Raw genomic sequence first — 13,706 nt, forward strand, 5'->3', positions numbered from 1 at the left:
GCGATGACGATGCAGATCAAGAGCAAGCTGATGGTGGTGATGGCCGTGGCGGGCGTCGTGAGCACGCTGGCGCTGGCCGCCGACGATGACGCCAAGAAGAAGGCCGCTCCCGCCGCGAAGGCGCGGCCGGCGCTGAGCGTCAAGCTGGTCGCGGCCGAGGCGCAGGACTGGCCGCAGGCGCTGAGCGCCAGCGGCTCGGTCGCGGCCTGGCAGGAGGCGGTGGTGGGCGCCGAGATCTCGGGCCTGCGCCTGTCGCAGGTGCTGGTCAATGTCGGCGACCGGGTCAAGCGCGGCCAGCTGCTGGCCCAGCTGTCCCGCGACACGGTGCTTTCCGAATTGGCGCAGAGCCGCGCCGCTGCCGCCGAGGCGCAGGCCAATCTGGAGGCCGCCAAGCTGGACGCCGAGCGCGCCCGCGCGCTGCAGTCCGGCGGCAGCGGCGCCCTCAGCGCGCAGCAGCTGCAGCAATACCTGACCGGCGAGCAGACCGCCAAGGCCCGCTTCGATGCGGCCCAGGCCAAGGTCCGCAGCGACGAGCTGCGCCTGGCCCAGACCCGCATCATGGCGCCGGACGATGGCGTGATCTCGGCCCGCGCCGCGACGGTGGGCGCGGTGGTGCAGGGCCAGGAGCTGTTCCGCCTGATCCGCGGCAACCGGCTCGAATGGCGCGCCGAGGTGCCGGCCTCCGAGCTGGCGCGGCTGAAGCCCGGCCAGGCGGTGCAGGTCGAGGTGCCGGGCCCGCAGCCGACCAAGGCGCGCGGCACCCTGCGCATGGTGGCGCCCACGGTGGACGCGGCGACGCGCAACGGCCTGGTCTATGTGGACCTGCCGGCGGATGCCGGCCTGCGCGCCGGCAGTTTCGTGCGCGGCGAGATCCTGCTGGGCAGCGGCAAGGTGCTGAGCCTGCCGCAGACCGCGGTCCAGCCGCGCGACGGCTTCAGCTATGTGTTCAAGATCGGGCAGGGCGGCAAGGTGCAGCAGGCGAAGGTGACGACCGGCCGCCGGATCGGCGAGCGCATCGAGCTGCTCGCGGGCCTGGACGCCGGTGCCCAGGTGGTGGCCAGCGGCGTCGGTTTCCTGACCGATGGCGACCTGGTTCAGGTGGTCGGGGGAAGCAAGCCATGATGAACGTCTCGTCCTGGTCGATCCGCAACCCGACCCCGTCCATCCTGCTGTTCATCATGCTGACCCTGGCGGGGCTGATGGGCTTTCGCTGGATGAAGATCCAGAACTTTCCGGACATCGACCTGCCGACGATCACGGTCACCGCGGCGCTGCCCGGCGCCTCGCCGGCCCAGCTGGAATCCCAGGTGGCGCGCAAGCTGGAGAACCAGATCGCGACCCTGCAGGGGCTCAAGCATATCTACACGACGATCCAGGACGGCGTCGTCACCGTGACGGTGGAGTTCCGCCTGGAGAAGCCGACCCAGGAGGCGGTGGACGATGTGCGCGCCGCGGTCTCGCGGGTGCGCTCCGACATGCCCGGCGACCTGCGTGACCCGATCGTCACCAAGCTGGAGCTCAGCGGTTCGCCGATCCTGACCTACACGGTGGCCTCGGGCCGTATGGATGACGAGGCCCTGTCCTGGTTCGTCGACAACCAGGTCGCCAAGCGCATGCTGGCGGTGCGTGGCGTCGGCGCGGTGGGCCGCGTCGGCGGCGTGACGCGCGAGGTGCGGGTCGAGCTGGACCCGGCCAAGCTGCTGGCGCTGAACACCACCGCGGCCGACATCTCGCGCCAGCTGCGCCAGATCCAGCAGGAGGCCTCGGGCGGCCGCGCCGACATCGGCGGGAGCGAGCAGTCGGTGCGCACGATCGCGACCGTGCAGACCGCGCAGGAGCTGGCGGCGATGGACATCGCGCTGACCGACGGTCGGCGCCTGCGCCTGGACCAGGTGGCCACGGTCAGCGACACGGTGGCCGAGCAGCGCTCGGCGGCGCTGCTGAACGGCAAGCCGGTGGTCGGCTTCGAGATCACGCGCACGCGCGGCGCCGGCGAGGTGGAGGTGGCCCAGGGCGTGAAGGCCGCGCTGGAGCAGCTGCGCACCGAGCATCCGGAGATCGAGATCACCGAGGCCTTCAACTTCGTCGACCCGGTGCAGGAGAACTACGACGGCTCGATGTACCTGCTCTACGAGGGCGCCTTCCTGGCCGTCATCGTGGTGTGGTTCTTCCTGCGCGACTGGCGCGCCACCCTGGTGGCGGCGACCGCGCTGCCGCTGTCGGCGATCCCGACCTTCATCGCGATGTACCTGCTGGGCTTCACGGTCAATATCGTGACCCTGCTGTCGCTGTCGCTGGTGGTGGGCATCCTGGTGGACGACGCGATCGTCGAGATCGAGAACATCATGCGCCACCTGCGCATGGGCAAGAGCCCTTACCAGGCGGCGATGGAGGCGGCCGACGAGATCGGCCTGGCGGTGATCGCCACCACCTTCACCCTGATTGCGGTGTTCCTGCCGACCGCCTTCATGAGCGGCGTGCCGGGCAAGTTCTTCGTGCAGTTCGGCTGGACTGCGGCGATCGCGGTGTTCTTCTCGCTGGTCGTCGCGCGCATGCTGACGCCGATGATGGCGGCCTACATCCTGAAGCCGCCCAAAGGCCCCGAGCATGAGCCGCGCTGGCTGGTGCGCTATACCGGCTGGGCGCGCTGGTGCCTGCAGCACCGCATCAAGACCCTGCTGGCCACGGGCGCCTTCACGGTCGGCTCGATCGTGCTGGCGGGCTTCCTGCCAACCGGCTTCATTCCGCCGGACGATCTGAGCCAGACCCAGGTCAACATCACCCTGCCACCGGGCAGCACCTTCAAGCAGACCGCGGCGGCGGCCGAGGCGGCCGGCGCGATCGTGCAGGCCAATAAGCATGTGAAGCTGATCTACACCGCGATCGGCGGCGGCGCGGCGGGCTCCGACCCCTTCGCGCTGGGCAGCGCACCGGAGGTGCGCAAGGCCACGCTGACCCTGAACCTGACGCATCGCAGCGACCGGCCCGGCTTGAGCAAGCAGGCGATCGAGACCGAGCTGCGCGAGGCGCTGACCGCGATCCCCGGCGCGCGCATCAAGGTCGGGTTCGGCGGCTCCAGCGAGAAGTACGTGCTGGTGCTGGCCGGCGAGGACGGCCGCGTGCTGGCCGAGCATGCGCAGCAGGTGGAGCGCGAGCTGCGCTCGATCCCGGGCATCGGCGCGGTCACCTCGACCGCCAGCCTGACCCGGCCCGAGCTGATCGTGCGGCCCGACTTCGCGCGCGCCGCCGACCTGGGCGTCAGCGCCGCGGCGATCGCCGACACGCTGCGCATCGCCACCGCTGGCGACTACGACCAGGACCTGCCCAAGCTGAACCTGGCGCAGCGCCAGGTGCCGGTGGTCGTCAAGCTGCCCGCCAGCGCGCGCGCCGACCTGGACTACCTGTCGCGCCTGCCGGTGCCGGGCGCCCATGGCCCGGTGCCGCTGTCCAATGTCGCGACCCTGTCGATCGACAGCGGCCCGGCCCAGATCGACCGCTACGACCGGCTGCGCAACGTCAACTTCGAGATCGAGCTGAACCAGCAGCCGCTGGGCGAGGTGGAGAAGCTGGCCCTGGCCCTGCCCAGCCTGCAGAACCTGCCGCCCGGCGTGATCCAGACCTCGATCGGCGATGCCGAGGCGATGGCCGAGCTGTTCTCCAGTTTCGGCCTGGCGATGCTGACCGGCGTGCTGTGCATCTACATCGTGCTGGTGCTGCTGTTCAAGGACTTCGTGCAGCCGATCACCATCCTGGCGGCCCTGGTGCTGTCGATCCCGGGCGCCTTCTTCGCGCTGTTCATCACCCATACCGCGCTGTCGATGCCCTCGATGATCGGCCTGATCATGCTGATGGGCATCGCGACCAAGAACTCGATCCTGCTGGTCGACTACGTGATCATCGCGCGCCGCGACCATGGCCTGGCGCGCTTCGAGGCCATCCTCGACGCCTGCCACAAGCGCGCGCGGCCGATCGTGATGACGACCATCGCGATGGGTGCCGGCATGCTGCCGATCGCGATGGGCATCGGCGTCGACCCGAGCTTCCGCGCGCCGATGGCCATCGTCGTGATCGGCGGCCTGATCACCTCGACCTTCCTGAGCCTGCTGGTGATCCCCATCGTCTTCACCTATGTGGACGATCTGGTGCAGAAACTGCGCCCGCGCCGCCGCCAGAGCCATCGAGCCGAGACCGGTGGGGCGATGGCCGACTGATCCGAGCCCGCGCGTTGCAGCAGTCGCACGGGCGGGCGCCTGGCGCGTGCTGCGGCCGCGGTCGTCACGTCGCTGCCATCCCCGCTGATCAGCATGGCGACCTTTGTTTCGAGGACAAGGGTTTCATGAAGATCAGCAAAACGACGAGCAGCGCGCTCCTGGGCATGACCATGCTGCTGGCGGCCTGCGGGGGTGGCGGCGACGGGGTGCCGGCACCCGCGCCCGAGCCCGCACCACCTGCGGTCAAGGCCTTGAGCGTGGGTGTGTTGCCCGATACCCAGGGCGGCGGCTCCAATGTATCGGTCCATCCGATGCGCGCGCTGCTGGAGCTGTACAAGCAGCAGAAGGTCGATGTGGTGCTGGTGGTCGGCGACCTGGCCGAGAACGGCTCGGCGGCCGAGTACCGCCAATGGCGCGAGGTGGCCGAGGCCTACAAGCCCTTCATGACCTTTTTGCCCATCATGGGCAACCATGACAACAAGGGCATGGACCAGGACTGGCATGACCTGGTGGCCGACTTCATTCCCGCGGACGCCGAACATATGGCCGGCGCGCGCAACAAGAACTATGCGCTGCTGCGCAAGGGCGTGCTGCTGATCAACATCTCCTACGGCTGGATGCCCTTCGCCTACGACTTCGTCGAGCAGACCATCCTCAAGCACAAGGCACAGGCGCGCCATATCGTGCTGCAGACCCACAACTCCTTTGTCGGCAACAAGTACGGCCTGCTGCGTGAGCGCATTGTCGAGGGCTACAAGTCGGAAGAGGGCGATGTCGCCTTCAAGGGCGTGTACGAGAAGTACCGCAAGCTGCTCGCCGACCACGACGTGGTCTATGTGTCGGGCCATGAGCATCTGTATGCGCGCAGCCTGATCCGCGATCCGGCCCAGCGCAACTTCATGCAGATCGTCTCCGGCAGCGCCTCCTACAAGGGCTATGAGAACCGCTTCGGCGAGCATGAGCTGGTGCAGAACACGCTGATGCTGAAGGCCCGCACCGAGGCCACGGGAACGCTGGACGTGAATGCCTCCATCCTCGACTTCAGGGACGACGTGCTGGACTTCAAGGCCTGGTATGCCGAGCACAGCGTGATGAAGAACGAGGACGGCCCCAAGGAACTGGCCCAGCCCAGGTGGCAGCTGTTCGACCGCTTCCGCCGCAGCGCGGCGCGCTGCGAAAAGCTGGTCTACCCGGCCAGCTTTCCCAGCGAGATCCAGCGCAACAACGCCTATGACACCAGCTACCGCAGCAGCGCCTGCCCCTCGCCGCAGGGCCTGGTGGCACGGGTGCTGGACGGCGAGAACCTCAGCTTCAACCGCCACGACACGCGCAGCCGCAGCATGAGCGCCGAGCCCGGCAAGACCGAGGCGGCCAACAACCGCGAGCTGCTGTCGCTGATGCAGCGCCATATGTTCATCGCCCATGAGAGCTGGCGGCCGAATCTGAACAACAGCCAGCGTGCGCGCCTGGTGAACATCGGCCAGGCCGACGAGGAGGTCGAGGTGCGCGCCACCACCATCGACCTGAAGAAGCAACTGATTCTGGCCTGGGAGCCCAGGACCGAGAGCCTGCAGTCCGAGGTGTTGAGCGTCAGCGGCACGGCAGGTCAGGGCGGCACCTACATCGATCCCTACGGCCGTGCCAAGGACATCGCCACCGCGGCCGGCTTGCCCGGCTCGCTGGGCGATGGCAGCGAGGCCGGCAAGCGGCCGGTGCAATTGCCGGCCGCGGCGAGCAAGGGGTGGACGCTGGACGGCGAGGGCCAGGGCGATCGCTATGTGCTGGAGTTCGGCCTGCCCAAGGACGTCAAGCCCGAACAGGTCCTGCTGGCGCGCCAGGACGGTGCCGGCCGCTGGCAGGCGTTGGCACAGGCCGGCTGCCTCAGTACCAGGCCCTATGCCGCGGCCTATCTGCTGACGGCGCCGGCCGACGTGAGCGGGACCTGCGCCGCGGCGCCGGCCATCGTCGGTTTCGATGCGGCCAGGAAGACCTTCTGGGCGCGCGTATCCCAGGAGGGCCGCTTCGCGCTGGTGGCGCGGCCCTGAGCTGGCGCCGAGCCCGCCCTCAGTAGTAGGTCAGTGTCGCGGTGAGCGAGTCGCTGTAGGCGCCCGGCGCGGCGCCCAGCTGACGCCCGGCCAGGCGGCCGTAGACCCAGTGGATCTGCGGCGGCGACAGCCCCGCCAGGTCCAAGGTGACGCTGCTGCTGATCTTCTGCGTGCCGCCGGTCGTGCCGTCGCCCAGCACCGCGGTGTAGGTAGCGTCGGTGTAGAGGTTGTAGTCCAGCGTGTGGGCGCCGAACTTCAGCTTGCGGATGGCGTAGCTGCCGCTGCTGCCGGTGCTCATCGTCACCTCATAGGGGATCAGGAGCCCGATCACGCCGCCGCACTGGACGCGCACGGTGCCGCTGCTGTCGGTGTTGCCGAAGGCCAGCGGGTTGTAGCTGCCGAAGGCCAGGGTGGTGGTGGTGACGCTGCAGCTGCAGACCAACGTGCACACGGCCCGCGCCGGCCCGGCCAGGCCCAGCAGCAGGCCCAGCAGCAGCAGTGGCCGCAGGAAGGGGGTGTGGATCGTCGTCGTCCTTGGGCTCATCGCGTCTCCAGGCAGCGCAGCTGGCCCAGCTCGGGCAGCTCCGCGGTGTCGCTCGGCAGTTGCAGTATCACGCTGCACTGGCCCTCCGGCCAGCGCGCGCGCACCCGGTTGGCGCCGGGGGCCAGGCCACCGACGAAGGCGCGCCCGTCCAGGCCGACGACGAACAGCCGGCTCTGGCCCTGCACCTGCAGCTCGCTGCCGGGCGGCAGCGGCGCGCCGGTGGCGTCGACCAGGCGAAAGCTCGCGCTGCGGCTGCGCGTGACCGGGAACTCGATCAGCGCGGCGCTGCGCGCGGCCGGGATCAGGCGCAGCTCCAGGATCTCCAGCTCGGCGTCGTAGGGCAGGTCGGTCGCATTGATCGCGACCCGGTTGCTCTGGTAGCCGCGCAGCCCGCCGATGAAGGCGCGGCCGCGCGCATCGGTGCGCGCCACCTCATGGTTGTCGTGCAGCACCCCGATGCCCGGATAGTCGGCCACCTGCACGACGACGAAGCCGCCGTCGATGCGCCGGCTGGTATAGACGGAGCCGTCCATCCAGGCCAGGCCGCCCGACAGGCCGGCGCGCGCCTCGGTCTGGCGCCCCAGGCGGGCGACGCCGCCGTTGAAGACGAAGCGCTCGCCCTGCCAGTAGCTCTGCACCATCTGGCGGCGCTGCTGGCCGCTCTCCGCCAGCAACTGGTAGCCCAGGCCGCGGCCCAGCGGCGGGTTCTGCTGCACCTGGACCTGCAGCTGCTGGCTGTCGCCGCCGGACTCGGGCGGCGCGCGGTTGCGGGTCAGGGCGATGCCGGCGCTGCTGCGCTCGCCCAGCGCATGGTTCCAGGCCAGCGCGATCGTGGTGGCGCCGTTGCCGGCCAGGTCGCGCAGCGCCACCAGGCTCAGATAGCCCCAGCCGCCCAGGTCGCGGCCCCAGTTGAGGCTCAGCAGCTTGGTCGGCTGGGCCAGCAGGCGGTCGTCCTGGCGCACATAGGACAGGCCCAGCGCATGGCCGGCCCAGCTGGTGCCGACCGCGGCCGACAGGTTCCAGCGCGCGTCCTCGCGGCGGCTCGGCGGCGCGCCGGTGATCGCGTCGGGGCTGCGCATATCGCCGGCCTGGGCGAAGCCGGCGCTGACGCGCTGGAACTGCAGGCTGCCGCTCCAGTCGCGCGCCTGCCGGTCCAGCCCGGCGGCCAGCAGCCAGCCGCGCCCGCGCTGCTGGCTGCGGCTCAGCGCCAGCGAGCCGTTGGCGGTGCCCAGGCGCGGCCAGAGCCAGATGCCGGTGGCGCCCAGGGTCTGCTGCGAGCGCTGCAGTTCGGCGCGCAACTCGCGGGTGAAGCTCTCGCTGATGCCGCGGCGCTCGGTGGCGCTGAGCAGGGCCGCGCCATAGCGGTTGCTGTGCGTGCCGTAGTCCTCGCGCAGCCGGCCCAGCTCCAGGCTCCAGGCGCGCAGGCCCGGCTTCAGCAGCGCAGGGCTGACGTAGTAGGGCTGGACGATCACCTGTTCGCGGCCCAGCAGGTCGCGCACCACCGTCCGGATCTCGCCCTGGCCGGTGATCAGCGGCAGGTCCGAGATGTCGAAGGCGCCGGCCTGCAGCCGGCCCTGCAGGCGCTGACTGTTGTTGACATAGACATCCAGGGTCGAGGGCAGGGCGGTCTCGCCGCGCAGGGTCGGCAGCGGGAAGCTCAGGAAGCCCGGCCGCAGCGCGAAATCGGTGCCCCATTGAACGCCGCCCAGGCGCAGCGCGCGGCCCCAGGCGCCGGGCTGGCCGACCGTGTCGCCGATGCGCAGCCGGGTCATGTTCTGCGGCCGGTCCAGGGTCCAGCGCGTCTCCAGGCGCAGCAGCCGGCCGCCATCGCGGTACAGCATCAGCTGGTTCAGGTCGCCGCGCCGGGTCAGCGCACCCAGCTCGAGCAGCCCGTCCAGGGTGCCGGCGCCGCTGCCGGCCGGGCCGGACAGGCGGCGCTGCCATTGCAGGTCGTAGTTGGCCAGCAGGCCCAGGCGTGCCGGCAGGGTCGGGCGCTGGGCCGCGGCCTCCAGCGCCAGGCTCTGGGCGCGGAAGGCCGAGGCCGGCAACTCGATCAGCAGGGTCTGGGTGGCCTCCTCGATCTGCCAGGAGAAGCCGTCGCCCAGCAGCACGTGCAGCTCGCCGTCGATCATGCGCGGCGAGCGGATCGGCAGCTTCAGATTCAGGCTCTCCCACATGGTCTGCGGGATCGCCAGGCCGTCGGGCAGGCGCACCGCGCGCAGGGTCTGCGGCTGCGGCACGCCGTTGATGCGCAGGCCCAGCAGCAGGGTCTCGCCGAGCTGGGCGCGTTGCTGGATCTCGGCCAGCGCGCGCGCCAGCTCGGGGCTGCTGGCCAGCGGGGGCAGGGCGGACTCGGCCGCCCTGCCCATCCGGATCGGGAGGAGCAGGTTCAGGAACAGCAGGATCAGTATGGCCTCAGGGCCGCGCCTCATTCAGCGCTACCTGCTGCAGGCCGCGATCGGTCATGACCTCGAGCCGGCTGGGCGTGCCGCCGCCGGCCTGCAGGCGGAAGCTGCGCTCCTCGCCGGGGAAGATGACGGCGTTCGAGCCCTGCAGCGCCAGCGGCCTGCCCTGCGCGCCCTCGCCGTGCAGGCGCAGCTCGGAGACCCGCAGATGCACATTGCCGCTGTTGGTGACGCTGGCCACCATGTCGCCGTTGGACTCGCGGCGCAGGCTCCAGCGTTCGTCGCGCAGCACCCTGGCCGGCGCCACATAGACCGGCACCCGCAGCGCCACCAGCACCCGCACCGTGCCGGCCATCTGGCCGACGTCGGACAGGCGCGGCATCGGGATCTCGCGCAGCACCATGCGGTAGGTGGCCTCCTGCTGCAGCTCCTGGGCGCGGCGCAGGCCGACGCGCAGCACCTGGGTCTGGCCCGGCTGCACGGTGAAGATCGGCGGGTTGACGATGATGTCGCTGGTCGGGCCGTCGACATCCTTGCCCTCGACCCGGGTCCAGGCGATCGCGTCGGCCTGCATCACCACCGGCTCGGCGCCGTTGTTGGTGACCTGCACGGTGGCGCGGTCGTTGAGGCGGTCGAGCCGGACGTTGACCGGCATCAGGCTGACATCGGCGGCCTGCGCCAGCCAGGGGATCAGCAGCAGCCAGGGCAGCAGCAGGCGGTGGATCAGACGCTTCATGACGGGCCTCCCTTGGCGCGTTCCGGAGCAGGGCGGGATCAGTAGCTGACGGTGACGGTCACGGTATCGGTATAGGCGCCGGGTATCACGTTCGCCAGCGAGGGCAGGCGGCCGTAGATCGTCAGGCTCTGGGTGCTGCCGGTGCCGGTGCCGCTGTGGGTGCTGGAACCGGTGCCGTTGCCCCAGACGGTGGAGCGGCCGTTGTCCAGGTAGAGCTGGTAGCCCAGCAGGTTGGAGCCGCTCTTCATCGCGCGGCTGGTGAAGTTGGCCGCGCCGCCGGCGTTCTGGCCCGCGTCCAGCGCCACGGTGTAGGGCGTGGTGTTGGTGCAGACGACGCTCAGGGTCGAGCTGGAATCCAGCGGGGTGGCGGTGGCCAGCGGGTCGATGCTGCTGCCGAAGTTCAGCGCGGCGCCGGAGACGGTGCAGGCGCTGATCACGGTGGCCGTGACCTGGAAGGTGTTGGTGGTGGTGGTGGCCTGGGCCGACAGGGCCAGGGAGGCGGCGGCCAGGGCCGCGAGCAGGGGGGCGATGCGGATGTTCATCCCGGGCTCCTTGTGCGGACGATGGCGTTACTGGGTGAAGGCCGAGCCGGGGCGCGGCTGCTGGGTGCCATAGGCGTCCGCCTCGGCCAGGGTCAGCAGGGCGCGCGCCGAGATCGCGTCGCGGGGGAACAGGGCCACGCCCAGCTCGGAGGGCATGCTCAGCTGCAGGCCCTTGATCTCGAAGGGCTGGCCCATCAGGGTGTTCAGGCGCTGGGCGAACAGGGCGGCCTCGGCGGCCGACTCGACCCGGGTCAGCACCAGCGAGAACTGGTCCTCGGCATGGCGCGCCAGCACATCGGCCGGCGTGCTGCATTGGGCCAGCCGGGCAGCGGTCTCGCGCATCACGCTGTCGACCCCGGTTTCGCCCTGGGCCTCGCGCAGCGCGTTCAGGCCCCTCAGCATCAGCACATAGACGGCCAGCTCCTGATCGTCGCGCGCCGCCATCTTGGTGGCCTGGTCCAGGCGCTCGATCAGGGCGCTCTGGCTGTAGATGCCGGTCAGGCCGTCGCGCAGCAGCATCGCCGGCGCGGTCTTGGGACCGGCCTCGCGCTCGATGCCGACCAGATTGGCCAGGTCGTCGAACAGGTTGTCCAGGCCGCTGGCCTTGTCGTAGAAGCCGTCGGCGCCGGCGTCCTCGCAGGCCTGGCGGTAGGCGTCCAGGGCCTGGGCGGTCAGCACCATCACCCGGCCCATGAAGCCGGAGCGGCGCAGCCGGGCCAGCACCTGCAGGCCGGAGCCGGAGGCCAGCGACAGGTCCAGCAGCACGGTGTCCGGCTTGAGCCAATCGATCAGGGCCAGGGCCTGTTCCTGGCCGTTCGCCTCGCCGACCACGTTGACGCCGGGCAGGGTCTCAAGGCGGCGCACCAGCAGGCGCCGGATGGAGGGCGAATCCTCGACGAGAAAGACATTCATTGTGGACTCCCTGTTTATGGCCTCGATCTTCGATGCGGGCCGGTCCGCGAGGCAGCGGGCGTTGCCGCAACAGGGCGTGCATGAAAGGCCTCGAGCCCATGTAGGCAAATCGCTTACACGGGATCGGTGAGGCCATGCTGGACACAGTATTTGGTCAGGTCGGTGTTGTTCTTCCAGCCGGCCTTCTCGAGGATGCGGGCGCGGTAGGTGCCCACGGTCTTGACCGAGAGGTGCATGATGTCGGCGATCTCGGCCGGTGTGCGGCCGGCGGCGATCAGCAACATCACCCGGTGCTCCTGGGCCGAGAGCTGCTCATGCGGCAACTGGTTCGGCGTCTGCCCGGACAAGAGGCCCAGCAGGTGGTCGGCCATCGCGGCGGTGACATAGCGCCCGCCGGACAGCAGCCGGTGCAGCGCGCTGACCAGCTCGTCGCCGGCGCGGTCCTTGGGCAGATAGCCGGAAACGCCCATCTGCAGCAGCCGCGCGGCATAGGCCGATTCGGCGTTCAGGCTCAGCACCAGCACCGGCACGCCCTTGAGCGCGCGCAGGATGCGGCTGGCGCCCTCGGTGCCGGTGGCATCGGGCAGGGACAGGTCCAGCACCACCACGTCCAGCGCGGCCGGCTGGCCCAGGGTCAGCGCCTGGGCGATCGTGGTGGCCTCGAGGATCTCGGCATCGGGCCATTCCGCCAGGATCAGCTGGCGCACGCCGACGCGCATGATCGGATGGTCGTCGACCACGAGAATCGTTCTCTTCGGCATCATCCCTCCACTTCCTCGCCGAGGCGGCGCACCGCCAGCGGCAGACAGACATCGATGCGGGAACCGCCCTCATGCCCGGGGCCGAACTGCAGGCTGCCGCCGGCCAGGCTGGCGCGCTCGCGCATATTGCGCAGGCCCGAGGCGTCGGGGCGCACCGGGCCGGGGCCGACGCCGTCGTCCTCGATCACCAGGCCATAGCTGCTGTCGCCGGCCTGGCCGGCGATGCGCAGCCGGCTGGCGCGCGCATGGCGCAGCACATTGGTGGTGGCCTCCTGCAGGATGCGGAACAGCTGGTTGCGCTGCTCGGCGCTGAGCCGGTCCTCGTCGCGCAGGTCCAGCTGCACCGCCAGCTCGCCCTGGCGCTCCAGCGTCTTCGCGTAATGGGCCACCGCGGCGGCCAGGCCCAGGTCGTCCAGCAGCGGCGGGCGCAGGGTGGCGGAGATCTGGCGCGCCACCATGATCATCTCGTCGGCCAGGGTCAGCAACTCGTCCAGCATCTCCTCCTTGGCCGGCGCCAGCTTCTTGCGCAGCGCCAGCACCAGCATCTTGGTGGCCGTGCCGATCTGGCCCATCTGGTCGTGCACCTCGCGCGCCAGCTCGCGGCGCTCGGCCTCGATGCCGCGGTCCAGCTCGGCCGTGAAGCTCTGGATGCGTGCCAGCGCGGCGCTCAGCGCCGCGGTGCGCTCGGCCACGGTGGATTCCAGATGGCTGTTGGCCGCCAGCAGGGCCTGCTCGGCGCGATCGCGCCGGCGCCGCTCCAGCAGCAGGGCCAGCAGCGCGCCGGCGATCAGCAGCACGCCGACCCCGCTGAGCAGGCTGGCCAGCTCGGTGGTGCGCTTGCGCACGATCGCGGTCTCGGCCTGGGTCTGCTTGACCAGCGCGGCCTGCTGCGCCTCCAGCCGGGCCAGCTCATGGCGGATCTCGTCCATCAGCTGCTTGCCCGAGACATAGCCGGACAGGTCCTTCAGCACCGCCTCGCCCTGCTGCCAGCGCAGCGCCACATTGCGCTCGACCTGGGCGATGCGGCGCGTGATCAGTGCCTCCAGCGCCGCGGTCGAGGGCGGCGGCGCCTCGCCCTGCATCAGGCGGATCTTCAGCTCGCCATAGCTGCGCGCCAGGTCGAGCCGGGCCTGCTCGTAGGGCTCCAGGAAGGCGCTCTGGCCGGTGATGATGAAGCCGCGCTGGCCGGTTTCGATGTCGACCAGCAGCGCGCCGACCTTGCGCACCTGCAGCTGGGTCTGCAGGGCATGGGCCTGCGCGTCGCTGCGCCGGGCCAGCTCCTGCAGGCTGAGATGCTCGCCCCAGGCCATCGCGACGAAGGCGATGCAACCGCTCAACAGCAAACCGAAGGCCAGAGGAAACGACGAGATGCGCATGCATGCCCTGCGAGTGGGATTCGGCACTCTGGATACATGCGGGCCCGCAGCCTTCGACGATGACAGTGGGGCTGCAGCGCCCACCCTACCCATTTCGCTGCGGGAGGGCCCTGCCGGCTCTTGTCGCTCACCGCAATGGCCGCAGGCTAGGCCGAGTGGGCGGAAAATGCAAGA

Annotated in this window: 10 protein-coding genes; 3 read left to right on the forward strand and 7 right to left on the reverse strand. The window is 70.4% G+C overall.

Features of this window, described 5'->3' with window-relative positions; genetic code table 11:
• Positions 1-3: 3 nt before the first annotated feature.
• The 3 genes from G8A07_RS06650 (at position 4) to G8A07_RS06660 (ending at position 6,256) form a co-directional block, all read left to right on the forward strand.
• Positions 4-1,122, forward strand: a complete 1,119-nt coding sequence (locus G8A07_RS06650) for an efflux RND transporter periplasmic adaptor subunit (protein WP_195796277.1) — start codon at positions 4-6, stop codon at positions 1,120-1,122.
• Positions 1,122-4,211, forward strand: a complete 3,090-nt coding sequence (locus G8A07_RS06655; RefSeq protein ID WP_195797635.1) for an efflux RND transporter permease subunit — start codon at positions 1,122-1,124, stop codon at positions 4,209-4,211. The genes G8A07_RS06650 and G8A07_RS06655 overlap by 1 nt, the downstream gene beginning before the upstream one ends.
• Before the next feature lie 125 nt (positions 4,212-4,336).
• Positions 4,337-6,256 carry a metallophosphoesterase gene (locus G8A07_RS06660; RefSeq protein ID WP_195796278.1) on the forward strand — a complete coding sequence of 640 codons (1,920 nt, stop codon included), beginning with the start codon at positions 4,337-4,339 and terminating at the stop codon, positions 6,254-6,256.
• Between the two features lie 19 nt (positions 6,257-6,275).
• On the opposite strand, the gene G8A07_RS06665 is transcribed toward G8A07_RS06660, so the two are convergent.
• From G8A07_RS06665 to G8A07_RS06695, 7 genes are all read right to left on the reverse strand, one after another.
• Positions 6,276-6,800: a spore coat U domain-containing protein gene (locus G8A07_RS06665; protein ID WP_195796279.1), complete on the reverse strand. Its 525-nt coding sequence runs from the start codon at positions 6,798-6,800 to the stop codon at positions 6,276-6,278.
• A complete protein-coding gene (locus G8A07_RS06670) occupies positions 6,797-9,232 on the reverse strand; it encodes a fimbria/pilus outer membrane usher protein (RefSeq protein ID WP_195796280.1) in 2,436 nt (811 codons plus the stop codon). The genes G8A07_RS06665 and G8A07_RS06670 overlap by 4 nt, the downstream gene beginning before the upstream one ends.
• The gene (locus G8A07_RS06675; protein ID WP_195796281.1) at positions 9,216-9,941 is read right to left on the reverse strand and encodes a molecular chaperone; all 726 of its coding nucleotides are present in this window, start codon (positions 9,939-9,941) and stop codon (positions 9,216-9,218) included. Before G8A07_RS06675 ends, G8A07_RS06670 begins: the two co-directional genes overlap by 17 nt.
• Before the next feature lie 38 nt (positions 9,942-9,979).
• Positions 9,980-10,483: a spore coat U domain-containing protein gene (locus G8A07_RS06680; RefSeq protein ID WP_195796282.1), complete on the reverse strand. Its 504-nt coding sequence runs from the start codon at positions 10,481-10,483 to the stop codon at positions 9,980-9,982.
• A 27-nt stretch (positions 10,484-10,510) separates the two neighbouring features.
• Positions 10,511-11,395, reverse strand: coding sequence for a diguanylate cyclase domain-containing protein (locus tag G8A07_RS06685; RefSeq protein ID WP_195796283.1), 885 nt, complete (start codon positions 11,393-11,395; stop codon positions 10,511-10,513).
• A 113-nt stretch (positions 11,396-11,508) separates the two neighbouring features.
• Positions 11,509-12,159: a response regulator transcription factor gene (locus G8A07_RS06690; protein WP_213086243.1), complete on the reverse strand. Its 651-nt coding sequence runs from the start codon at positions 12,157-12,159 to the stop codon at positions 11,509-11,511.
• Positions 12,156-13,532, reverse strand: coding sequence for a CHASE3 domain-containing protein (locus G8A07_RS06695; protein WP_195796284.1), 1,377 nt, complete (start codon positions 13,530-13,532; stop codon positions 12,156-12,158). The genes G8A07_RS06690 and G8A07_RS06695 overlap by 4 nt, the downstream gene beginning before the upstream one ends.
• Between the last annotated feature and the right edge of the window lie 174 nt (positions 13,533-13,706).

Source organism: Roseateles sp. DAIF2 (assembly GCF_015624425.1).
Classification (GTDB): Bacteria; Pseudomonadota; Gammaproteobacteria; order Burkholderiales; family Burkholderiaceae_C; genus Kinneretia.